The organism is Myxococcales bacterium, from assembly GCA_016712525.1.
Taxonomy (GTDB): Bacteria; Myxococcota_A; Polyangia; order Polyangiales; family Polyangiaceae; genus JAAFHV01.
In genome coordinates, this window is record JADJQX010000001.1 from 639,561 (window position 1) to 660,887 (window position 21,327).

Below are 21,327 nucleotides of genomic sequence, written 5' to 3' on the forward strand. Positions count from 1 at the left end.
ACCCGCGGGTGGGGGCACCTTCTGCTCGTGCTTTAGGTTCGCTACGCTCGGCGCGGAGGCTTGGACCATGGGTGACATGCACCGAAGGCCGATCGGCCAGCGCATCGAGTGGCTCTTCGATCTCGCGAGGCGCCACGGCGAAGAGTTTCGCGGCCCCGAGGCCTCGCTCGCGCGCGAGAGGTACCTCGCCCGCCACCCGACGGCGATCGCGGTGCTGAAGTGCATGGACGGGCGCATCAACATCCCCGTGGCCACCGGGAGCCCCACCGGAATCCTCATGCCTTTCCGCAACTTGGGAGGCATCTTCGATCTCGGTTGGCCCCACCTCGGCGAGGTGCTCTCGAGCCACGTGATGCGCATGGTGCACGCCGGCCGGCGCGTGCTCTTGCTCATCACGTACCACTTCGCCAAAGGAGACCCGAAGCGCGGTTGCGCCGGGTTCCACTACGACACACGCGCCGCCATGGAGCACACGCGTGACATCTACACGCAAGTGGAGGCCATCTTCGGGAGGGGGCACGGGACGGTGTACCCGCTCATTTGTGGCTTCGAGACCGACGAGGAGGCGCTCATCGTCCACGGCTCCGGCGACGCCGTGCTCGACCTCGCCACCTACGAGGGATCCGCCGACGCCCTCGAGGGCGAGCTCGGAGCGCTCTTGCCCGACATGCCCACGCAGGTGCGCGCCGACCTCGCGCCGCTCCTCCGGGGAAATCTCGCCCACGTGGCGGCGATTCGTGAGGAGAACGCGCGTGGGGCGCGGCTGCTCGACATCGAGCACCACGAGTGGGCGCTCTGCCTCGGCCGCGGGTTCGACTTCCTCCACACGCCGAACGTGGCGCTCATCGTAGGGCCCTACAGCCCGAACCTGGCCGAGCCGATCCACAAGGCCGCCACCATCCTCCGCAGCAACATGGAGGCCGGGCGCATCCCCGACGACGGGCTCCTCGTGCTCGCGTCCGTCCCTTACGACGACATCGGCGTCGACCGCGCAAGAGCCGAGCTAAAGGCTCGTTTTCTTTCGCGATTTGCGGGGGAGGTGATCGCTCGGGAGACGCCCGATCTCGTGCCCAAGACGACCACGATCACGGCCGTGCTCGACTGGCGCTCACGCACGCTCGAGCGGCTCTGACCGTGCGGACCGCCCACCTCGAACGTCACGGCCCGAGCGCGGCGGCGAGGCGGTCGATGCCTTCGCGTGATCCTGGAGCCTCGCGGGCGAGCGTCCACGGGCAAACGAGGCCTCCGTCGAGCTCGACCTGGAGTGGCTCTCCGATCACGTGCACGAACCTGCCACCGCGCCCCTCGACGAGCGCCATCGCGACGATCGCCCCGAACCAACGCTCGATCGCGCGCGGTCCTACGGCCATCCACACGGCCTCGCTCGCGTGACGTAGCCCCGGCTCGACGGCGAGCGCGAGCTCTCGCGACCCCACTTGAGCCATGGTCGTCGCACCTCGCTTCGCCACGTCGAGCCATGGCCCCTTGCCGAGCACCGCGAGGTACGCGGAGCTCGCCTCTTTCGCCGCCTGCAGGACCCGAGCGCTCCTCACGTCGGCGACCTCGGACCAGGCGACGCGGCGCAGGCCCTTCGCGGGGGGGCCGAGGCGCTCCCACAAGGCCTCGGGGGAGGTGAGCCACGCGAAGGCAGGGCCCTCGGCCTCGGGGAGATCGAACGACGGCGCGCTCTCGGCGTTCTTCACGCGCTCCTCGTAGGACGGGTGGGTGTCGTAGGGGCTCGGCTCGACCTTCGCGAGGAGCTCGTCGACCCGGCCGGAGACCTTCGCCGCGTAGTCGTCGAACCCGCGCCACAGGTCGCTGGGCCAGCACTTCGCCTCGACGAGGGGCAAGAGCTCGCGCGCGACGAAGCCATCGAACGTCACCCCGAGGACGCGAACCTTGGCGAGCCCTCGGAGAAAAGCCGCTCTCCCGACGTGGGCCACAGCCTGCCTGTCGGCCGCGAGCTCTCGAGCCCGAAGCACCGCGTGCGACGCGCGCAGAGCGAGCTTTCCGTAGGCCATATGCATCGCACCCACGATCGCCGGGGCCAGGCGGAAGACCCCGTAAAATCGCCTGGGACGCGCTCGCTCGGCGGCGAGGATCGCGTGGACGAGCGCGTCGTGGAGGCTCCAAACGAACCGGAAGAGAGAGAGATCTCCGGCGGCGAAGTGGCCGAGCTCATGGGCTACGATCGTCATCAGCTCGCCCTGACGGAGCCCTCGGAGCGCCACGTAGCCGAGCTCGAGCGCGCGCTTCTCCCCGATGCCGAGCACCCCACCCGTGCTCATGATGCTGGCGCGCGCATCGGGGAAGATCAGGATCTCGTGGACGCTCGGCGCCCCGATCGACGCGGCGAGCATGTCGACCGTGCGATAGAGCTCTTCCGCCTCTTCGCGAGGGAGAGAGACGCACCTCTCGACGGTGACCGGCGGGCGCGAACGGAAGAGCGTACGCGCCCCGAAGACGAGGGACGCCAGAGCGATGACCGCGAGCACGGGGAACGCGAGCACCGGCACATCCACGTACGGGCTCAAGAACACGAGCACCACGGCGACGACGAGCGCGCCGAGCGCGATCCCGAACGCGAACAGGTAGTACCCGGCGAGGAGCCCGATCGTGAGCACGACGCGGGCGAAGGTGAGGATCCGTGAACCGATGGTCGTGCCCATGTCTCCTCGAGTCGTCGCTCACGCGCGGAAGAGGCGGCCCCGGATGGGGCACATGCGCTCAACTTCCCTCCACGTCGACGAACGGTCAAGTCATAAGCGCCGAGGGTCGCTGCCGTCACGCGACGAAGGCGTCGTGTACGCCCCGGAGCCACCAGGGTATCGTAGGCGCCCCTCATGGACGCCCCGCCCTCCACCTCCGCGACCGAGCGCTTCTCGAGGGGGAGGTCGTGCTCGATACGTACGAGGTCGAAGGGATCTTGGGCGAGGGCGGCACGGGCGTGGTCTACGCGGCGAAGGACCGCGCGACGGGGGCCGAGGTCGCGCTCAAGGTGATGCACCCGCACCTCGCGAGCGAGGCCCAAGTGCGCGGCCGGTTCGCGCGCGAGGCGGCGATCTTGCGCAAGCTCGAGGGCCCGCACGTGTGCCGCATCCTCGCGTCCGGAGAGTGCAAAAACCCGGGCGGAGGTGAGGATTTGCTCTGCCTCGCGCTCCCGCGCATCCACGGGCGAACCTTGGATCGCATCCTCGAAGAAGAGGGGCCGCTCGGGGAAGAGCGGGCGTCGCGGCTCGTGCGCGAGGTGCTCGACGGGCTCGAGAGCGCGCACGGTCTTGGCATCATTCACCGCGATTTGAAGCCTCACAACGTCATCGTCGACGACGACGATCGCGCGCTCGTGGTCGATTTCGGGCTCTCCAAGATCTTGAACGGCGGAGGGACGGGGACGACCAACCTCACCGCGCTCAACATGGTGTTCGGGACGCCCGAGTACATGTCCCCCGAGCAGGCACGCGGCGACGACCTCGACGCGCGGTGCGATCTCTACGCGGTCGGGGTGATGCTCTTTCAGCTCCTCACGGGAGAGCTCCCCTTCCAGGGAAAATCACCGCTGGCGGTGCTCACGGCCCACCTGACGGCGGACATCCCGGACGTGGCCTCCCGCGCAAAACCCGGCGACGTCTCCCCCGCGGTCGCGTCGATCGTGCGGCGCGCGCTCGCGAAGGACCCGAACGACAGGTACCCGTCGGCCGGCGCCATGCGAAGCGCCCTCGAGCGCGCGGGGGTGTTCCCCGACGAGCCCGACACCACGGCTCAAAGCTCGCCCGCTGCCTCGAGCGCGCCCGCCGTCCACGAAGAGCCCTCCTCGGAGGCGGCCCCTGCCTCTCCGTCGGAGACTGCGCCCACGACCCAGCGCACGCCGGAGCTCGCGCGGAGCTCGGCGCCGCCGAGGACCTCTCCCTCGAAGCCCGAGGTCGAGATCGTGCCGACCTCGGCCGAGCGCGGCCTCACGCCGAAGCCCCCGAGCAGCCGCCGCCTCACGGACTCGAGCGCAAGGAGCGACACCGGCAGCCGCTCACGGAACGACACCGGCAGCCGCTCGCGGGCGTCGGGCCCTCCCACCTCGCGCAAGAGCTCGCCACCGAAGCGCGACCTCCGGTGGGTCTTCGCGTGGGTCGTCCTCGTGGGGCTCGGGATCGCCGTGGGTGTGGTGCTCGGCTTGAGGTAGCGACCCCCGCGCGGGCTCCGAAAAAAGTGTGCGACATGCCGGCGCGCCCGCCTCTCACGAGACGAAGGGCGCCCGGAGGTGCCCTCGGAGACACCATGTACACTGCACACATATCGCGCCTTTTCCTGCTTTTTCCACTGCTTGCGGCCGTGGGCTGCGCGTCGATGGGGTTCGGGACCGACACCCCCAAGCTCGTCGGCACGGCCTCGTTCGACCATGGTTGCCCGAAAGAGCGGGTCCAGGTCGTCTCGGAGGAGCCCGGGTCGATGGGCGTCACCATGTACGTGCTCGACGTCTGCGGCGTGAAGAAGAAGTACAAGCGCGCCGGCACGCTCTACTACGACGCCGAGAAGGGCGACCCCATGCCGAAGTGAGCCCTCCGCCTTCGCTCCCGCCGCGCCCTGTGCTCTCCTCATCGGCATGGAAGCGCTGTTCGGACTTGGCTTCGGGGTCTTGCTGCTCGGGAGCGCCGTCGAGACCCTGCTCTACTTCTTCGCGACCCCGATCCTCGGACGGCTCGCCTTCATCCCGATGGGTGGGCCTCCGGTCGACGTCGGGCCGGGAGGCCAAGAGGTCCTCTCGGGCCGGCGCGCCGCGGCCTTGGCGACCGAGGGCATGCCGCGCGAGTCCGCGGGCTACCGAGACGCCCCCGCCGCGCCGCTCGCGAAACCCGAGAGCGTGGTGGAGCGCCTCGGGTTCTTGCCCAAAGAAGAGGCCGACTCGCATTTCCTCTATGGGGTGCCTGCACGTGACGAGCTCACGCTCCGACTGCCGTTCAAGTTCTTCGGCTCGCGCACGTACGGCCTCATCCATACCCGGCTCCGCTTCGACGGGCACAAGGTCGCCGTGACGAGCCGCTTCCTCCCCGTACCGAGCCTCGCGTACGGGCTGTCGAGCCTCTTCTTCTTGGGCGCGGGCCTCGGCGAAGGCCTCGCAGGAGAGGCCCTCGTGTTCCCGGGAGTCTTCCTCGTCGCCATGGTCATCAACGGGGTCATCGCCTACTTCCGATTGCGCGGGCCCTATCAGATGCTCCGTATGCGCCTCGAAGGTGGGCTCTACAGCCTTCGTTGAGGGGTTCGACGCACACGTCGCGAGAGGTGGTCCCGCGTAGGACGGACACACACTTTTACCCTTCGTTTCGAGCACTTACGCGAGATCGTGGGGGACACGACGCGCGCACCCGAGGACGGGCCGAGTCCTCTCCGAGAGGGGTGCCCATCGCGCTCGTGGCGGACGTTTCCGCTCCCACAAAACGTGGATTCGCCGATGCCGCAGGTTTCTTGCTTCGGGGCGGATCGCGCGGGGGTGCGGCACGCCGGTCGCAATGGCTCGCTCGCAGGAGGAAGCCATGCAAACCCGTGTGTCCCCGAAGCTCGTCGCGCTCGTAGGTCTCTTTGGAGTCGCGCTCGCGCAGGCAGCGTGCAGCGCCGAAGCCCCCGCGGACGAAGAGCTCGAGGCCGACTCGACCGAACAGCCGATTATCGGCAATCCGGATCAGGCGTCGACGCACCCCGAAGCCGCGCTCGTCGACATGGTGCAAGGAGGGCGCGTGGTGAGCCATTGCTCGGGCGCCCTCATCGCGCCGCGCGTCGTGCTCACGGCCGGCCACTGCATCGATCGGTACTCGGCGTGGGTCGTGACCCTGCCCTTCGCAGGAGGCCAACGCGCGAACGGCGTCGCCAAGGAGAACTACGACTACCTCGGCAACACGGGCGAATTCGTGAACCCGAACCAACACGACGTGGGCCTCGTCATCCTCGATCGCGCGCTCTCGCTCTCGGCGTTCCCCGAGGTGGCCTCGCGCGCATCGGCCGACGGCGCGCTCGCGGTCGCGGTGGGTCGCAAGCGTGACGGCGCGCTGTCGACCACGGCGCTCTACGAGAGCGATCCGTTCGTGATCCGCAGCGCCGCACCGAACGGCTCGCCCTACGCGTACCGATCCGAGAGGGTCATCGAGCCGGGAGACTCGGGCGGCCCCGTGTACGCCTCGGGCACGAAGCGCATCGTCGCCGTCAACTCGGGGACGGGCTCGACCTACCAGGTGCTCGCGCGGACCGATCTGCTCTCGGCATGGATCGCCGAAAAAGTGAGGGCGAACGGCGGCCCGGGAGCGATCACGCCCTCGCCGACGCCGGCGCCCACACCGGCGCCCACGGGGTGCAACGCGAACGAGCGCGAGCCGAACGACACCTTCGGCGCGGCCACTGCGCTCACGAACGGCACGACCTGCGGGGCGCTCTCCTCGGCCTCGGACCAAGACTGGTTCTCGTTCGACGTGGCGCGCGCCGGCGACACCTACAAGGTCGCCGTGACCGGCTCGGTCAGCGTGGCGCTCTGGAAAAAGACGGCCTCCGGCTACCAGAGCGTCGCGACCACGTCGGCCGGAACGTTTCATCGTGTTGCATCGAGCGCAGGGACGTACGTGGGCGTGGTGTACGGAAAGGCTCCGGCGGGGTATCGCGTCGACGTCCTCCGCTGACCCCCGGGGCAGAAGGACGCGTCGCGTCCTCACGGGGAGGCCGGCCCACGGCTAAGAAAGACCCTAAAATCGGCCAAAAGGCACCATGCCCCCCTTGCGCCCGGGGACGGTACGCGTCCTGCTTTATGCTGGGGGCATGAACGACGACGACGTGACGACGATGCTGGACGGGGCCGCGGAGAAGGCCTCGGCCACCTTCGTGCTCTCCGTGCTGGAAGGTCCGGACCAAGGGCGCTCGGTGGCCGTGACCGACGGCCTCTTCGTCGGCAAGAGCGAGGCGTGCGAGCTCCCCCTCACCGACCCGAAGGTGTCACGTCGTCACGCGCAGATGACCCACGAGGGCGCGTACCTGCGCCTCCGTGACACGGGCTCGACCAACGGCACGTACCTCAACGGAGGGCGCGTCGTCGAGGCGCTCTTGCGCGATGGCGATCGGGTGCGCCTCGGCGACACGCTCGTCGGGATCTCCGTGACGGCGAGCCGCGAGACGGCTCCGGCCTCGACGCGCACACGCTTCGGTCGGGTGCTCGGCGCGAGCCCCGCCATGCGCCGCATGTTCGCGCGCTGCGATCAGGTCGCGGCGACCGACATTCCCGTGCTCGTCGAGGGAGAGACCGGCACGGGCAAAGAGCTCGTGGCCGAGGCCATCCACGAGGCGAGCCCACGCGCGCAGAAGCCGTTCGTGGTGCTCGACTGCACGACCGTGTCGCCGCAGCTGCTCGAGGCGAGCCTCTTCGGTCACGAGCGCGGCGCGTTCACGGGCGCCCAAGAGAGCCGCGCCGGGGTGTTCGAGGTGGCCGACGGTGGCACGCTCCTCATCGACGAGATCGGAGACCTCGACATCGGCCTTCAGGCCAAGCTCCTGCGGGCCGTCGAGCGCAAAGAGGTGCAGCGCATCGGGTCGACCAAATGGATCAAGATCGACATTCGCCTCATCTCGGCCACCCGGCGCGATCTCGAGGCCGAGATCCAGGCCGGAAGGTTCCGCGACGACCTCTATTACCGCCTCGCCGTGGCGCGTGTGTCGGTGCCCCCTCTCCGCGCGCGGGATGGGGACGTGGAGCTGCTCGCGTCGAGCTTCTGGTCGAAGCTATCGGGCGGTAACGTGCCGTTTCCACGAGACTTTTTGTCTCGTTGGCAGTCGTATCGGTGGCCCGGGAACGTGCGTGAGCTGGCGAACGCGGTGCAGCGCAGGTTCGCCCTCGGACAGACCGACATGTTCACCGACGACGACGCCCCCGGCATCGAGCTCGGCGCGAGCGTCGCCCGCTCCCTCATCGACCAAGGCGTGCCGTACTCCATCGCACGACGGCGAGTGCTCGACGAGTTCGAGCGCCTGTTCGTCGAGGTGGCGCTCGAGAAATCGGGGGGGAGCGTGGCGAAGGCCGCGGCCGCCTACGGCATCGCGCGGCGGCACTTCACTCGGATCAAGTCACGTTCGACCTGAGGCGCGCGATACCCACCTGCGATCGTATCGTTCACACGGACTTCCCCGAGAGCCCGCGAAATCCCGCTGTCGCCGGAGTGACGGTGACACGTGCTGTGCCAGCCAAGTTCGTGGCATATTTCCTGCTGGGCTGAAGGGGACGTCGTGCCGAACGACGCCACTTCGTTCCGACTACGGGGGTAACCATGAGCTCACTCGAGGACTCGCTACGTTCGCTCGCGTCCGACTTCGCGACGCGCTTGGTCTCACTTGCCGCCGATGAGCTCGAACGAGAGCTCCGTGACTTCTCGCCGCCCCCGCCCCGGGCGCGCCCGGCCTCGGTGCTGCCGGGAAAGCCGAGCCCCAGCACCGCCAAGACCGACACGGTCGACGCGCTCGTCGCGTGCATCGGCGGCATTCCTTGGCCCGCGAGCTCGCTCGAGCTCCGGCGGCTCCTCGGCCTCTCGAAGCGCACGTTCTTGCGCATCGCCGACCAAGCGATCCGCGAGGGGCGCGTCGAGCGGCGGGGCTTCAAGGCGACGTCGCGCTACTACCTCCCGAGCCGCTGAGCCCGGCGTCAGCGGCCCAGGATCCTACGGGCGCGGCCTCAGCGCCGGCGGCGACATGTGCCAACGAGCGCCAGGATCGCCGTGGCGATCGCACCTCCGAGGACGGAGTGGCTCTGCGCAGCGACGCCCGCCGGACTTGCGCTGCACGAGGGAGCATCGGGTCCGACATCGTCTCCGCGCGCGCCGGCATCGTCCCCGACAGGCGGGGTCGACGGGTCACCTCCCGAAGGAGAGGACGCGTCGCCGGAGGGAGCGATCGCGTCGGGTCCCTCGGAGCCCGAGTCGGCCGCGGCGTCGGTGGGGGTCGGCCCGGCGTCGAGCCCGCCATCGGCCGCGCCACCGTCGCTGCCTCCGTCGGCCGCGCCACCATCCACGACGCGCAAGAGGCGACCGGAGATTTCACCGGCCACCGCGGGGGCCGCCGACGTCGAGATCCCGACGGACATTTGTTCGTTGAGGAGGTACGAGTACGTGTTGCTCGCGGCCGGCACGTCGCCCGTGCAGAGGATGGGGCTCGCCGACACGTCGCACGTGACGCTCGCGAGCGCCGACAGGGGAAACGCGGTTCGGAAGAGGGCCGCGGACGTCGGAGCGCCGGAGAGGCTCGTGTGGGTGAGCGTGCACGTGACCCGCCTTTGGAGGCCAGCGCCCCCCTCGGCGACGGTGCAGTCGGCCTTGCCTTTGGCGAGCGACGTCGCGACCGACGGCGCGAGGTCGGCGTGGAGCTCGAACGCGGACGCCGAAGAGACGCTCGCGAGCGAAACGAAGGCAACGATGGCGAAGGGAAGAGTGCGCATGCGGGTCTCCTCGTGTCGGGTCGTATGGCAGCGTCGTCGCGAGGTCGCGCTCACGGCCGGTTCGAACGGACTACGCACGCGCGGTCCTCGGGTCGCAGGAAAATCGCGGTAGGCGGGGGCTCGGAGCGTGAGGACCCGTCACGTCCTCCAAGGTGAAAAAGGAGACCTTTTGGGTCCTCTCGAAGGCTTAGGGTCGAGGGGCTTGGGCGGTCGTCGGAGTCGACGCGCATGGGTGCCCAGGCCCCGCCGAGCTTCGCCCTAGAAGGCCAGCGTGGCGACGGGGCGGGTGGTCGTGACCGTAGGTCGGAGGAGGTACGACACGACCGTGATGCCCGCGGCGACGATGGCGACCCCGAACGCCACGTCGGCCACGGTGCTGCGCAAGCGAAGTCCGGAGACCTCGTCTTCGGTGCAGCTCGGGCAACGCTCTTTGAGGTCGCCGAAACGCGCGCCGGCGTCGATGGCGAAGACGGTGCCCACGCCCGCGCCGACGACGGCCGTCCCCGCCATGAGCCACGTGACGGCGGGCACGGGCCTGTGAGTCTCCGTGACGGCCTCTCTCTTCGGGATAGGGAGGGCGGAGGGCGGAGCGACGACCTTGGGGAGCTCGAGCACGACGCGCTGGCCGGCCTCACGCTCGCGCACCACCACGCTCCGCTCGGCGCTCCCTCGATCGGCCTCGGCGCGGAACACGTGAGGCCCCGGATCGAGGGAGATCGCCCGACCGGCCGTGGCTTCTTCGGAGGCTTTTCCATCGACGACGATGCGAGCGGACACGTCGGCCCCCGTGCCGTCTCGAAGGGACACCACCACGGTCGGGATGCGCGCCGAGACGTCTTCGAGCCACTTGCGGCACTCGGAGGCGACCACCTTCGGGCACTCGGGCCTCGCGCAGACGGCGAGCTCTTCGCGCGCCGAGAGGAGCTTGCCCTGGTCGCGTAGCGTCTGCCCCTCGTTCGCGGCCCTCACACACTCCGAAGCAGGTTTGGCCGAGAGCGGGCCGCTCCACACGAGGCCCGTGAGCGTGAACGCCACCCCCCAGAGGCGGGCGCGCGCGCGTGGGTCAGAAGCACTCGGGTCGGAAAATCTTCCTGCCATGACGATCGAACGTGTAGGGGGGATCACAGCTCGGAGGCGGGCGACGAACGGGCGCCGAAGGGAGCGCGGGACCCGAGCGCGGAGGGGGCGACGAAGGTGCTCCCTTCGCAGAGGCCGTGGGCTCCGACGAAGCGCTCGAGGAAGGTACCGCGGATGCGGTCGGACCAGGCGAGCGATCCGACGCCGTGTCGGCAGGTGGCGGGGCGGGCCCTCCACTCGCCGCCGGGGGATCGCCCACGGAACGCACGCGCAGGAGCGCCCCGAGGAGGACGGCCGCGACGATCGCGAAGAACGCCGCCACGAGCTCGACGCGGCGGCGACGCACGGGGAGGACTTGGATGGGCTCGGGTGTGGGCGCGACGAGCACGGGCACCGAGGGAGGCGGCCTGTCGACCACGGTCGCGATCTCGGGCTCGGCCTCCGCGCCACGCACGGCCGCGGCCTGCGCGTCCACGAGCGGCCCGCAGAGCTCGCGCACGAGCGCCGCGACCTCGGTCGGGGTCGCGGGGGCGACGATGGCCGAGAGGGCCTCGCGCATGGCACGCGCGGAAGCGTACCGAGAGCCACGCACCTCGGAGAGGGCTCGACGGAGAGCGGCGTCGAGGGCCTCGGGGACGTCGGGCCGGAGCGACGTGAGGCTCGGGACCTCCGCGGTGAGGACACGACGGAACGTGTCGGCGTCGGTGTCTCCGAGGAAGAGCGAGTCTCCCGCGGCGAGCTCCCACGCGACCACGGCGGCCGCGTAGGTGTCGGTCGTCGCGTCGACCTCCGTGCCGTGTAGCTGTTCGGGAGACATGTAGGCGAGCTTGCCCTTGAGCGCGCCATCGCGCGTCGTCTTCTGGAGGCGTCCACGCGCCTTGGCGACGCCGAAATCGAGGAGCCGCGTCGTGCCGTCGGTCCCGACGAGGAAGTTCTGCGGCGAGACGTCCCTGTGGATGACGCCGAGGGGCGAGCCATCGGGACCTCTCGCTTCGTGCGCAGCGGCGAGGCCCGAGAGGGCGTCGCACACGATCCGAGTCACGACGGGCAGAGGGATCGGCTTGCCCGCTTTTGCCGCGGCTTTCGCGAGCGCGGCGGCCGTGACCCCCGGGACGAACGGCATCACGAAGAGGAGCCCTTCGTCGGATCGCTCGAGCGCGACGAGCGGCACCACGTGGGGGTCGACGATGTGCGCGAGCACCCTCGCCTCGTCCTCGAGCATGGTCTCGGCGGCGCCCTCGGTGAGGTGCGCGTGGGGCACCTTGATCGCCACGAGCGGCGCGACCGCTGCGGTGGCTTCGCGCCCCAAGTAGACGCTCCCCATGCCTCCGCGACCGAGCAGCGAGAGAAGCTCGTACTTCCCTGCGCGCGCTGGCAGGCCTCTCGCTCCGACGGCAGACACGATCTTCAGCGTACCAAAAAACGATTGGCGCGACCGAACCTGTCCGTAGGGGGACACGATCCGTCCTCGACTCGAGGGACCTCACGGAGAACGGCCGACACCCGACGGAGGCGCGTGCGCGCAGGCCACGCGCGAGCTCGATGCTTTTCCGAACCGGGCCCGTCGCCGGTCGACGTGTCGCGTCAAGAGCCGCACTTTTCGCCCTCCCGACGTTGAACCGAGGGAGCACGCGTGCGAGAACCAGGCGGGATGAGCCGTGGAGCGCAGCCCGTCGTCCGTCGCCTCCCCCGGCTCGTCGGTGCCGTGGCAGTTGCATGCATCCTACATGGGTGTGCGTTCCTCTTCGATGCCGATGGGCTCGTGCCGGGGCGCGGCTCCGAAGACGTCACCTCCCCGGACGCGGCCGTCTCCGACGCGACACCCCCGGAGGGTGACGCGCTCCGCCCCGACGGGACGACGCTCCCGGACGGCCGGGTCACGACGCGCTTCTGCAACGGTGCGCCGAGCTATCTCTGCCTCGACTTCGACGGGGACGACGAGACCAACGACGCGGGCGAGTCGACAGGCACCCTCTTCAAAGGAACGATGGGCGCCGATTCGACGGATGCGGTGTCTCCGCCACGGAGCATGCTCGCGACGACCTCGGCCGACGACGGAGAGGCCACGCTGCGCGTGACGACGCCGGCCATCGTCGGCCCCGCGTCGCTCTCGTTCCGCGTGAAGGTGCACACGATCGCGAGGCTGACGATGTTGGTGGCCGAGCTCCACCCGAAGGACCAGCCCCAGAGCCGAGACGGGGTCGCCATCTTCTTGAGCGGCGGCATGATCGTGCTGCGCCTCAAAGAGTCCTACGTAGAGACGAACACCCAGCTCCCCGCGGACCAGTGGGTCGAGCTTCGTGTGGACTTCTCGACGCGACCGAGCGACCGACTCGCGCTCTCCCTCGATGGTCGCGAGCTCCACGCGCGCACGGACGCGGCGGTCTCGGCGGGGGCGTTCGAGCTTCGGTTTGGTGCGTGGGGCTCGAAGGTGGCCCTCCGGTACGACGACATTCTTCTAAAGGCACGATGACCATGTCCCTTTCGCTTCCTCTTCGTCACGCTCGGCTCACGATCGGCGCGCTCGCCACGGCAACCTCAGTCGCCCTCGGCGTCGCGTGCGGCTCGTCGACCAACCCCGTCGACGACACCCCGATTCCCCAGCCCTCCGACGCGGCAACGGCGCCGGACACGCGGCCCTCGCCCACGTCGACGCCCGAAGCCTCTACTCCGACCGATGCCTCACCGCCGAGCGACGCGAGCGCACCTTCTCGGTGCGGCATGCCCGCGTTCACGTGGCTCCCCGGCGCTCAGATGGGCACCGTGCTGGAACAGGTCGGGCGCGCATCGCACACGCAGATCGAGCTGAATTTGGCCATTTTGAAGGCTCGGAACGACAACGCCTTCAAGACGCGCCGCCTCGCGTCGAACCCCACGAAGACGACGCTCATCCGCTACGGAACGCAGGACAAAGGCGCCCCGGCGGACGCCACGGCCCTCGTCACGTACCCCGACGCGGCGGGCACCTTCCCGGTCATGCTCGTGCTGCACGGCACCGCAGGCTTCTCGGACGCGTGCTCTCCCACGAAGGCCATCGCCGACGATCAGCTCGGGGGGTTCGCCGACGAGCTCGGGCTGCTAACGGCGCTCATCGCGTCGTTCGGGTACATCGTGGTGTTCCCCGACTATCTGGGCCTGAAGAGCCTCGGCGCGCCGAGCCCTGCGATGCACTCGTACCTTGTGGGAGAGCCCACGGCGATCGCCTCGCTCGACGCCGTTCGCGCGACGAAGAAGCTCCTCCAGGGAAACCGCGCCGTGCCCGGAGACCTCGTGGTGATGGGCGGCTCGCAGGGCGGGCACGCGGCGGCGTTCGTGAGCCGCTACCAGCCGCACTACGCGCCGGAGCTGCCAATCAAGGGCTCGGTGTGGGACGTGCCACCTTCGGACCTCGTGGCGCATACGGAGCGCGCGCTCGCGACGCGGGTGAAGGCGACGGACAACGCCGTGGCGTTCTTCACCACGGCCGACTCGTGGTACCGGCAATCGCCGAACGGGGTCGCGAGCGTGCTCGCTCCGCCGTTCGACACGCGCGTGCCGGCCGACATGAAATCGAAGTGCTCCTTCGACGCGCTCGACAACCAGCCGCTCTCGGCGATCTTCACTCCCGCGATGCTCGCCGGCGACGGTGGCATCGGCTCGATCCCGGCGCCGTGGAGCTGTTACCTGCGCGAAAACGGGCTGCCGACGACATCCGTGCCGAAGCGCGAGTCGACACCTACGCTCTTCCTCCTCGCGGCCGACGACGACCTCGTGGACCCCGGCGTCGAGCGCGCGTCGTTCCAGAAGCTCTGCGCGCAGGGCCAGGTGCTCGAGTACCTCGAGTGCTCGAACGCCACCCACACGAAGCCGCTCACGTACGCCTTCGACCAGTGGCTCGACTTCCTCGACGCGCGCCTCCGCGGCACGCCGATGCCCGCGTCGACGTGCACGGTGAAGCCCAAAGAGCGCTGCACGAGCCAGCCCTGACCCAAGGCACGCCCTCGTTTCGGGCGAATTGGCCCGATCGTCTCGTCGTCGCGAAAGCACACCCATGTGGGGAAGCGCGCCGTCGCGACGTGTCACCCCGGAGGGCGCGCCTCGCCGCTCGTGCCGACCTCGAGCTCGGGGGGAACGGCCACGGCGTCGCCGCGGGGGAGGAGGGCCGAGGGGGAGCGCGCGTCGCGGATGCACGCGGCGATCGTGCGCGGGCTCGGATCGTCGAAGAGGCCGGCCGCGTGCCCCAAGAAGCCGAAGAGCGTCTCCTTCGGGACTCCCCTCTCCAAGAGCTCACGCACCGTCGTACCTCGGGTGCGCTTGGCGACGCGCTCTCCTTCGTGCGTGACCACGAGCGGGAGGTGCCAGTACCCCGGAGGCCGGGGCTCTCCGAGCATGCGCCCGAGGAGGATCTGCCGCGCGGTCGAGCCGAGCAGATCGGCGCCCCGGACGACGAGGTCGATGCGCATCGCGTGATCGTCCAAGGCGCACGCGAGCTGGTAGGCGAAGACCCCGTCGCCCCGCCGAAGCACGAAGTCTCCCACGGCGAGGTCGACGCGCTCGTCGACGTGCCCGCGCGCGGCGTCGTCGAAGGTGACGTGTGCCCCCTCGGGTACACGGAGGCGCAGGGCCGGAGGGCGTTTCATCGGGCGATCGCGCTGTTTTTCGCGGCAGATGCCGGGGTACACGAGCTCCTCGCCGGCGTGCGGCGCGCTCGCGGCCCGCGCGACCTCGGCCCGCGAACAGTCGCACGGGTAGACGGCGTCGCCGAGCTCACGGAGGGCATCTTCGTAGCGCGCGACACGTGCAGACTGCACATAGGGTGCGTAGGGACCTTGAGCGTCGATCTCGTCGGCGACGAGCCCGAGCGCGGTGAGATCTTCGACGATGCGCGCCGCGCTCCCCGGGACGACCCGCGGACCGTCGATGTCTTCCATGCGAACGACGAACGCGCCTCCGGTCTGCTTCGCCACGACGAACGAGACGAACGCGCAGAAGAGGCCTCCGAGGTGGAGATCTCCCGTCGGTGAGGGGGCGAAGCGTGTGCGCAGGGGGGGCACGGAGACAGGCTATCAGGTGCATCGAGCTTGGACGCCTCGCGCGGCTTGCTTCGGCCTCGCGGCGCCGATAAGACGGGCCCGAGCCCGTGAGGGCTCCGCGACCCATGGCACCGACCGCACGCAAAATTCCAAGGGTCTTCCTCGTGATCGGGGCGCTCGTGCTCGCGGTCGTGGTGCTCGCGATCGTCACCCACAAGCCGTTTCCGTCGGACAAGACCCCCGAAGGTGCGTACCTGCGCATCGCCCACGCCCTCACCGACGACAAACCCGAGGGCGCGTTCGCCTACCTCGAGACCGAGGCGCAGTGGGCCTCGTTCACTGTGCGCGAGAAGCGGAAGAAGGCGCTCGAGCTCGTTCGTCGTTCGTACCCCGAGAGCGAGAAGGGCCCGCTCGTCGAGGCGTACGCTCCCTTCGCCGACGCCCAAGACGGCCCCGACGTGTTCGCGCTCTACGCGCGGAGGCGCGCATGGGACAAGCGGCTCAAGCGCGATCTGTCGGGCGTCGCCTCGGTCGACGTCTCGGGAGAGCGCGCGAGCGTCGTGACCATGCGAGGCACACGGTACCCTTTCCGTGTGCGCGACAACGGCATCTGGGGGCTCACCATCTTCACGGCCGATCTGCTCGCCGAGGCCGAACGCGCGACCCGCGATCTCGCGGTGGTGGAGAAGGCCGCGGCCGACTACGACCGCGCGCGGCCGTAGCCTACCACCGGAAAAAGTTCTGATTTATCCATAGTTTACCGGATGGTGTGACCACGACACCGCACGCCACCGAGCGCGCGTCGCGGCTCGTCATGTTGATGTAGTGCCCGTGCTCCGAGTAGGGCTCGCCCGGCCCCTCGGCGAACATCTGGGCGAGGCAGTCGGACAGGGTGGCCTCGGGGGTCGCGCCGGGGTAGTCGGGGCACGCGTTCTGGGACGACTCGCCGCACCGACCCATCGTGCCGTGAGGGCGGCCGCTCCGGGCGTCGTCGGCGGCCTCGCCGTCGGTGCAGCTCTCGCGATCGCGGTTTCGCACGACGGGAGCCACCCCCACGCGCGCGCGGTACTCGTTCGTTCGATCGACGCAGAGCTGGCGTGCGCGCTCGAACCTGTCTCCGGCCGGTTGCGGACCGGGCACGGGAGGAGGAGCGGGCGCGGGAGCAGGCCCCTGCGCGAGGCCACGGGCGAAACACGCTCCGCCGAAGGGCGTGGGGGCGCAGGCGGCGTTCGGCTTGCAGTCGGCGTCGGTGAGGCATCCTCCACATGCACCCTGCATGCAATGCGCGAACGCACAGACGAGGTCGGCGTCGCTGCCGCAGGGAAAACCCGGGGCGCGCGCGAGGGGCTGGGCGGCCGGAGGAGCGGGAGGCCCTGGCGCGTAGGGAGGAGCCGAGCCCGGACCCCCTTGAAAGGGAGGAGGAGCCACGGGCGGGCTCTCGTCCTCGCGGCGGCACGAGGAGAGGAGGATGACCGTGGCGCAGAGGGCCAGGCGACCGAGCGAACGAAGGTGCGGGATCACGTGGCGACCGGCAAGCCGCAGCGCTTCCACCCGGGTTCGACGATCTCCCCGAAGGTGCCGCGTGTGCCGTCGAACCCGGCGCGCTGCTCCACCACGGCGGTGAACCCCGCGGCCTCGAGCGCGTCGCAGGCCTTGGCCGAGCGCGCTCCGGCCTTGCAGCCCACGACGAGCCGCGCGCTGCGGTCGAACGAGGCCGTCATCGTCTCGAGGAAGGCCTCGTTCGGCTCGGGATCGATCGGTCCGTCCTTCAGCCACGGAACGTTGATGGCGCCCGCGGGGTGACCGTCGGCGAACTCGCTCTCCGTACGCACGTCGACGTAGGTGTAGCCCTCGTGCACGAGCGCGAGAGCCTCGGACGGCGAGACCTTTCGGCGGCTCACAGGTCGTCGTGGAAGAGGGGCTCGCGGTTGCGAACGTAGCGGTAGATGAGCTGGCGCGCTTCGGGGGCGATGTCGGTGAACTGCGCGCCGAAGCCCGGCTGGGCGCCGTCGGAGGCTTGTTCGCGGGCCCAACGCACGGTGGCGCCGGCCTCGAACTCGTACCCACCGGGCAGCGACACACGAAGGCGGACCGGAGTGCCGATCTTCGGAATCATGTAGGTTGCAACGAAGAGCCCGCCGTGGTCGACGATGTCGTTGCCGGAGAGGCCCTTGTAGAAATTCGTGGGGCTGTGGGCGCCGAGATCGGCGTTGATGACCTGACCGCTGCCGGCGGGCGCCGCAGGACGGGGCTGCGCGAACGGGTCGGCCGAGGGTGCGCCGACCGGCGTGGCCGGGCGGGTCGCGAACGGATCGCCCGCCGCCATGGGCGCCGCAGGACGAGGCTGCGCGAACGGGTCGGCCGCGGGCATGGGACCCGTGCCTTGGGGCTGAAACGCACTCGGCGCCGTGGGGGGGTGTACGGGCGCCTGCATCTGCGGTGCGGGCTGCATGGCCACGGTGGACGCCATCGCCGGTTGAGCAGGCGCCTGGATGGGCGCGATCGGCTGCGTGCCGAGGTGCAGCGGCGCGACCTGGGTGGCGGCGTGAGCCATTCCTGGTTGCGGGGGCTGCGGTTGCATCGGCTGCGCGGGCGCCGCTTGCATCACGGGCTGCGGCTGCATCGGCTGTGGCGCCGCCTGCATCACGGGCTGCGGTTGCATCGGCTGCGGCGCGGGCGCCGCTTGCATCACCGGCTGCGGTTGCATCGGCTGCGGCGCGGGCGCCGCTTGCATCACGGGCTGCGGCTGCATCGGCTGCGGCGCGGGCGCCGCTTGCATCACCGGCTGCGGCTGCATCGGCTGCGGCGCGGGCGCCGCTTGCATCACCGGCTGCGGCTGCATCGGCTGCGGCGCGGGCGCCGCTTGCATCACCGGCTGCGGCTGCATCGGCTGCGGCGCGGGCGCCGCTTGCATCACGGGCTGCGGCTGCATCGGCTGCGGCGCGGGCGCCGCTTGGGGCGCGCCGGGGCGCGGAATGTTCATGGCGGGCGCGATCGGAGCCGTGCCTGGACGTGGGATCGCGGGGCCCGCGGCAGCAGCGGGTGCCGGGGCAGGTGCGGGCGCCGGTGCGGGCGCCACGGCCGGTGCGGGCGCCGGTGCGGGCGCCGCCATCTTCGAAAGCTGGTGAACGAGCCCGAGTGAGGCGGCGACCGCCTCGAGCGCGTTGGCGACCGCCGGAATGGTGGCGGGCTGCGCTTGAAGCTTCGCGAGCGCCCCACGAACCGCACCGAGCGCGTTCTCGGCGTGAGGCGCGATCTCGGCCCCTTGCGAGCGCTCGATCTGATGGAGCGCTCCCATCGCCTGCGCGATCGGCTCCGCGATGTCCATGATCTGCGGAGGGACGTTCGGGTCGGTTTGGAGGGCGGCGAGGCCGCGGGCGAGAGATTCGCGGGCTGAACGTGAGGTAGACACGGGATCGGACACGGAAGCTCTCCTCGGGGCACGAGACGTGGCACCTGCCCTTGCGCGGGCGGCGGGCCGTTCACGAAGAGCCTCAGTCTACGGGAGAGTTTCTCCAAGAGAACCCCTTTTCGAGGGAGACGTGGAGCGCTCGAGGGCGGGCCACGTTCGGTCCTCGGGGCGGCTTGCGCACCCAGGAATGAAAGGTGCGCAGCCCTCGCCTCACCCGCGCGCGGCGGCTCCGAGCACCAACGCGGCCAGCGCGTCGGCATCGAGCGACGTCTCCTCGTCGTCGTCACCCTCGCCCGCGAGCCTGCCTTCGAGGAGCGCGAGGCCTCCCTCGGCCGTTCGCACCACGGCGACCCCGTCGGGCCCGACGTACGCTTCGCCCACCGCGACGCCCTCCGGGACGGAGCCCACGGCGTGCGCGCGCACGACGGTGAGCACATCGTCCCCGAGCCAGAAAAAAGCCCCCGGATACGGGCTCGCCGCGCGCACCCGACGTGCGAGACGCTCGGCGGAGAGGCCGAAATCGAGCTCGAGGTCGTCGTCCGCGAGGAGCGGGGCGGCCGTCGCGAGCGACGGATCCTGCGGCTCCCGGCGGGGTGGGGAGCCCTTGGCGTACGCCGCGACCACCTCGCGGAGCAGCGCGAGCGACGGCCGATCGAGGCGCTTGGCGAGGCGCCACGCCGACCACGAGGGCTCGATCGCGAGCTCTTTGCGGCCGAGCACGTCGCCCGTGTCGTAGTCTTCTTCGAGCACGTGCGCCGTGACCCCCGTCACCGCGTCCCCGGCGTCGATCGCTGCAAAATAAGGGTCTCCGCCGCGATGCCGAGGGAGGAGCGAGGGGTGCACCCCGAGCGCGCCCAGGCGACCGGCAGAGCGCACCTCGGCGGGGATGCGGCTCGTCCAGAACCAGCTCACCACCAGATCCGGGGAAAGTGCACGTATTTTGTCGGCGTGCGCCGAGAGGTTCGGCTTCACGTACACGACGCCCTTCGGGAGCCTTTCGCGGAGGCGACGGGTCCCGATGGCACCCTTACGGCAGATGCCGGCGTAGACCACCTCGTGCCCATCGCCGAGGAGGAGGAGGGCCGCGAGCGGCAGACCGACGAACGCGATACGGAGGGCCAAAAAAGAGCGCTACCCGCCGACCGAACGCGTCAGCTCGCCACTTGGTTCGAGAGCGAGGGAGCGGCCTCGTCGCCGAGCTGGCGGAGGAGCGCCTGCCTCATGGCGTGCTCGACGAGCTGCCAGAGCTGCGCGCGGTCCGTGGAGCGGCCGAGGAACCCGATGGGAATGCGGAAGCCGCCCTTGTCCCGACGACCGCCACCGTACGCGCGGCCGCGATCGTCGTGACCGAACGCTTGCTCGAGCCACACGGCCGGATCGACGCTCGCCGAGTGGGTGCGGAGCGAGCCCTCGATGAAGCGCTCGCCGACGACGCCGTACACCACCACGGTGTCGATATCTTCGCGGCGAACGAGAAAATCGGCCGCCTGAGCGATGGTGTCGCGATCACCCTCGGACACGAAGCCGACGCCCGCCATGGCGAAATTGCGCCGGACGAAGAGCGACGCGAGCGCGCGCGCGATGACGTCCATGGCCTCGGGGGCGATGAGGCGGCGGCTGAGATCGGCGAGGAGGTCCTTGTCGCACGCCTCGGTGAGGTAGCCCGCGGCGCGGAAGTCGATCGCTCGCGCGAGCTGGAAATCGTCCGTGTCGGTGGCCATGCCGTGCATGAGCGCGGTAGCCACGCGCCGATCCTCTTCGCTCGTCGGGTCGAGCGGGGCGAGCTCTTGGAGGTACTCGGCGAACATGGTCGCTGTCGCCCCGACCTCGAGGCGAAGGTCGACGAAGCGCGCCTTGGGCGGGGTGGGCGCGCGATGGTGATCGATGATGGCGAGCACCTCGATGTCCTGCGCGCCGCCGAGATCGGGATCCGTGTCGTGTGCGTCGACGAAGGCGAGGAAGTCGACCTTCCCGACCTCGGAGACGTTGCGCATTTTGCGAAGCTCGATGTTGAGCAGCTTCACGAGCGCGCGGTTTTCGCGGTGCGACAGGTCGTGCGTGTATCCCACCGTGATCTGCGCGACGCCATGGCGCTGAGCGATGTGGGTCAGGGCGAGGGCCGAGGCGATCCCGTCCGGGTCGGGGTGACCACGGAGCGAGATGAGGAGATGCTTTCCGCTGGCCGCGGAGAGCGCCTCCGAGAGCGCGCGGGCACGCTCTGCAGGGCCACTCAGAGAAGGGTTCAGGCGCCGGACGGCTTCGGTCATCGAGCTACGGCAGATTGTGCGCTCGTTTCGGGATACAAAGCGAGCCCTTCTCGCACCGTGCCTCTTCGTACGTTCAGGTGAGACATGGGAGGCTTGCGTCTTCCGGGGTTTGGT

General features: G+C 70.1%; 20 protein-coding genes. 10 read left to right on the forward strand and 10 right to left on the reverse strand.

Going from position 1 to position 21,327, the window contains the following annotated elements; genetic code table 11:
• Nucleotides 1-67: 67 nt before the first annotated feature.
• A complete protein-coding gene (locus IPK71_02760) occupies nucleotides 68-1,132 on the forward strand; it encodes a hypothetical protein (protein MBK8212644.1) in 1,065 nt (354 codons plus the stop codon).
• A 25-nt stretch (nucleotides 1,133-1,157) separates the two neighbouring features.
• Here IPK71_02760 and IPK71_02765 read toward each other — a convergent pair whose 3' ends face one another.
• Nucleotides 1,158-2,669, reverse strand: a complete 1,512-nt coding sequence (locus tag IPK71_02765) for a M48 family metalloprotease (protein MBK8212645.1) — start codon at nucleotides 2,667-2,669, stop codon at nucleotides 1,158-1,160.
• A 227-nt stretch (nucleotides 2,670-2,896) separates the two neighbouring features.
• Here IPK71_02765 and IPK71_02770 point away from each other — a divergent pair, with 227 nt between their 5' ends.
• The 6 genes from IPK71_02770 (at nucleotide 2,897) to IPK71_02795 (ending at nucleotide 8,648) form a co-directional block, all read left to right on the forward strand.
• Nucleotides 2,897-4,174: a protein kinase gene (locus tag IPK71_02770; protein ID MBK8212646.1), complete on the forward strand. Its 1,278-nt coding sequence runs from the start codon at nucleotides 2,897-2,899 to the stop codon at nucleotides 4,172-4,174.
• Nucleotides 4,175-4,323: 149 nt separating this feature from the next.
• A complete protein-coding gene (locus IPK71_02775; GenBank protein MBK8212647.1) occupies nucleotides 4,324-4,548 on the forward strand; it encodes a hypothetical protein in 225 nt (74 codons plus the stop codon).
• A 46-nt stretch (nucleotides 4,549-4,594) separates the two neighbouring features.
• Nucleotides 4,595-5,245: a hypothetical protein gene (locus tag IPK71_02780; protein ID MBK8212648.1), complete on the forward strand. Its 651-nt coding sequence runs from the start codon at nucleotides 4,595-4,597 to the stop codon at nucleotides 5,243-5,245.
• 277 nt (nucleotides 5,246-5,522) lie between these two features.
• On the forward strand, nucleotides 5,523-6,653 hold the full coding sequence (locus IPK71_02785; protein MBK8212649.1) for a trypsin-like serine protease: 1,131 nt from the start codon (nucleotides 5,523-5,525) through the stop codon (nucleotides 6,651-6,653).
• Between the two features lie 136 nt (nucleotides 6,654-6,789).
• Nucleotides 6,790-8,100, forward strand: coding sequence for a sigma 54-dependent Fis family transcriptional regulator (locus tag IPK71_02790; protein MBK8212650.1), 1,311 nt, complete (start codon nucleotides 6,790-6,792; stop codon nucleotides 8,098-8,100).
• Between the two features lie 185 nt (nucleotides 8,101-8,285).
• Nucleotides 8,286-8,648, forward strand: coding sequence for a hypothetical protein (locus tag IPK71_02795; GenBank protein MBK8212651.1), 363 nt, complete (start codon nucleotides 8,286-8,288; stop codon nucleotides 8,646-8,648).
• 38 nt (nucleotides 8,649-8,686) lie between these two features.
• Here IPK71_02795 and IPK71_02800 read toward each other — a convergent pair whose 3' ends face one another.
• The 3 genes from IPK71_02800 to IPK71_02810 form a co-directional block, all read right to left on the reverse strand.
• Nucleotides 8,687-9,445 (reverse strand): hypothetical protein, encoded by a 759-nt coding sequence (locus tag IPK71_02800; protein ID MBK8212652.1) that lies wholly within the window; start codon nucleotides 9,443-9,445, stop codon nucleotides 8,687-8,689.
• A 258-nt stretch (nucleotides 9,446-9,703) separates the two neighbouring features.
• On the reverse strand, nucleotides 9,704-10,543 hold the full coding sequence (locus IPK71_02805) for a hypothetical protein (protein MBK8212653.1): 840 nt from the start codon (nucleotides 10,541-10,543) through the stop codon (nucleotides 9,704-9,706).
• A complete protein-coding gene (locus IPK71_02810; GenBank protein ID MBK8212654.1) occupies nucleotides 10,509-11,924 on the reverse strand; it encodes a serine/threonine protein kinase in 1,416 nt (471 codons plus the stop codon). The genes IPK71_02805 and IPK71_02810 overlap by 35 nt, the downstream gene beginning before the upstream one ends.
• A gap of 249 nt (nucleotides 11,925-12,173) precedes the next feature.
• Between IPK71_02810 and IPK71_02815 the strand changes: the two genes are divergently transcribed.
• Together IPK71_02815 and IPK71_02820 are read left to right on the forward strand one after the other, a co-directional pair.
• The gene (locus tag IPK71_02815; protein MBK8212655.1) at nucleotides 12,174-12,995 is read left to right on the forward strand and encodes a hypothetical protein; all 822 of its coding nucleotides are present in this window, start codon (nucleotides 12,174-12,176) and stop codon (nucleotides 12,993-12,995) included.
• 2 nt (nucleotides 12,996-12,997) lie between these two features.
• Entirely contained in the window at nucleotides 12,998-14,488 is a 1,491-nt protein-coding gene (locus tag IPK71_02820) for a hypothetical protein (protein ID MBK8212656.1), read from the forward strand.
• A 92-nt stretch (nucleotides 14,489-14,580) separates the two neighbouring features.
• Here the strand turns inward: IPK71_02820 and gluQRS are convergent, their stop codons facing one another.
• Complete coding sequence (gene gluQRS, locus IPK71_02825) at nucleotides 14,581-15,555, reverse strand: tRNA glutamyl-Q(34) synthetase GluQRS (protein ID MBK8212657.1); 975 nt, start codon at nucleotides 15,553-15,555, stop codon at nucleotides 14,581-14,583.
• 104 nt (nucleotides 15,556-15,659) lie between these two features.
• Between gluQRS and IPK71_02830 the strand changes: the two genes are divergently transcribed.
• Nucleotides 15,660-16,256, forward strand: coding sequence for a hypothetical protein (locus IPK71_02830; protein MBK8212658.1), 597 nt, complete (start codon nucleotides 15,660-15,662; stop codon nucleotides 16,254-16,256).
• A gap of 1 nt (nucleotide 16,257) precedes the next feature.
• Here IPK71_02830 and IPK71_02835 read toward each other — a convergent pair whose 3' ends face one another.
• From IPK71_02835 to IPK71_02855, 5 genes are all read right to left on the reverse strand, one after another.
• Nucleotides 16,258-17,055 (reverse strand): hypothetical protein, encoded by a 798-nt coding sequence (locus IPK71_02835; protein MBK8212659.1) that lies wholly within the window; start codon nucleotides 17,053-17,055, stop codon nucleotides 16,258-16,260.
• A complete protein-coding gene (locus tag IPK71_02840) occupies nucleotides 17,052-17,435 on the reverse strand; it encodes a rhodanese-like domain-containing protein (protein ID MBK8212660.1) in 384 nt (127 codons plus the stop codon). The genes IPK71_02835 and IPK71_02840 overlap by 4 nt, the downstream gene beginning before the upstream one ends.
• Nucleotides 17,432-18,958 (reverse strand): PilZ domain-containing protein, encoded by a 1,527-nt coding sequence (locus IPK71_02845; protein ID MBK8212661.1) that lies wholly within the window; start codon nucleotides 18,956-18,958, stop codon nucleotides 17,432-17,434. The genes IPK71_02840 and IPK71_02845 overlap by 4 nt, the downstream gene beginning before the upstream one ends.
• A 198-nt stretch (nucleotides 18,959-19,156) precedes the next feature.
• A complete protein-coding gene (locus tag IPK71_02850; protein MBK8212662.1) occupies nucleotides 19,157-20,068 on the reverse strand; it encodes a hypothetical protein in 912 nt (303 codons plus the stop codon).
• Between the two features lie 29 nt (nucleotides 20,069-20,097).
• Nucleotides 20,098-21,213: a DHH family phosphoesterase gene (locus tag IPK71_02855; protein MBK8212663.1), complete on the reverse strand. Its 1,116-nt coding sequence runs from the start codon at nucleotides 21,211-21,213 to the stop codon at nucleotides 20,098-20,100.
• Between the last annotated feature and the right edge of the window lie 114 nt (nucleotides 21,214-21,327).

Coding starts and splice junctions, on each gene's coding strand:
- IPK71_02780 (MBK8212648.1), top strand. CDS start 4,595: ATGGAAGCGCTGTTCGGACTTGGCTTCGGGGTCTTGCTGCTCGGGAGC.
- IPK71_02805 (MBK8212653.1), bottom strand. CDS start 10,543: ATGGCAGGAAGATTTTCCGACCCGAGTGCTTCTGACCCACGCGCGCGC.
- IPK71_02855 (MBK8212663.1), bottom strand. CDS start 21,213: ATGACCGAAGCCGTCCGGCGCCTGAACCCTTCTCTGAGTGGCCCTGCA.
- IPK71_02800 (MBK8212652.1), bottom strand. CDS start 9,445: ATGCGCACTCTTCCCTTCGCCATCGTTGCCTTCGTTTCGCTCGCGAGC.
- IPK71_02760 (MBK8212644.1), top strand. CDS start 68: ATGGGTGACATGCACCGAAGGCCGATCGGCCAGCGCATCGAGTGGCTC.
- IPK71_02795 (MBK8212651.1), top strand. CDS start 8,286: ATGAGCTCACTCGAGGACTCGCTACGTTCGCTCGCGTCCGACTTCGCG.
- IPK71_02830 (MBK8212658.1), top strand. CDS start 15,660: ATGGCACCGACCGCACGCAAAATTCCAAGGGTCTTCCTCGTGATCGGG.
- IPK71_02790 (MBK8212650.1), top strand. CDS start 6,790: ATGAACGACGACGACGTGACGACGATGCTGGACGGGGCCGCGGAGAAG.
- IPK71_02815 (MBK8212655.1), top strand. CDS start 12,174: ATGAGCCGTGGAGCGCAGCCCGTCGTCCGTCGCCTCCCCCGGCTCGTC.
- IPK71_02820 (MBK8212656.1), top strand. CDS start 12,998: ATGTCCCTTTCGCTTCCTCTTCGTCACGCTCGGCTCACGATCGGCGCG.
- IPK71_02785 (MBK8212649.1), top strand. CDS start 5,523: ATGCAAACCCGTGTGTCCCCGAAGCTCGTCGCGCTCGTAGGTCTCTTT.
- IPK71_02765 (MBK8212645.1), bottom strand. CDS start 2,669: ATGGGCACGACCATCGGTTCACGGATCCTCACCTTCGCCCGCGTCGTG.